Source organism: Pseudomonas sp. 50_B (assembly GCF_017491625.1).
GTDB classification, from domain to species: domain Bacteria; phylum Pseudomonadota; class Gammaproteobacteria; order Pseudomonadales; family Pseudomonadaceae; genus Aquipseudomonas; species Aquipseudomonas danubii.
This window is the reverse complement of sequence record NZ_JAFGYX010000174.1, coordinates 1-432: the sequence shown is the minus strand read 5'-3', so window position 1 is coordinate 432 and position 432 is coordinate 1. Positions and strand designations below refer to the sequence as shown.

1 protein-coding gene is annotated in these 432 nt (G+C 61.8%); it reads right to left on the bottom strand.

What is annotated here, in order from left to right:
• Positions 1–213: 213 nt before the first annotated feature.
• Positions 214–432: DUF3443 family protein (locus J5M73_RS31465; protein ID WP_207816988.1), on the bottom strand; the 219-nt coding region annotated here is incomplete at its 5' end.

Below are 432 nucleotides of genomic sequence, written 5' to 3'. Positions count from 1 at the left end.
AAGTATAACAGACACTTTTCGTAAATAGAACCGCTTCAATGCAAATTCTGTCCGGCTCACATGAGCGGCTCGTTTCCGACGCGAGGCTATCCGCTGTGGATCGACCGCGTCGAAGCGCGGATCGATGTGTATCGGTCAATGCGGATCGACGGGGCGCTCGCCGGCGAGGCAGCGCGGCGTCCCCAACCGGGCGGCGCACGTTCCGCTCAGCGTTCAGTACGCGTAGTACGGCCCCGGGCCTGCCGGCGTCGCGCTGCCTTCGAGCGCCGTATAGACGTTGCGCCCATAGAAGAACGACAGTCCGAGATCGACGACATTACCGATCGGCCCGGCAAGGTCGTTGAAGGCGAAGTTGAACGTCGAGAACAGCACCTGCGAACTCGCGACCTGGAACGTCGTCGCTTTCGACGCGCCGTTGCCGCTGCTCAGTGT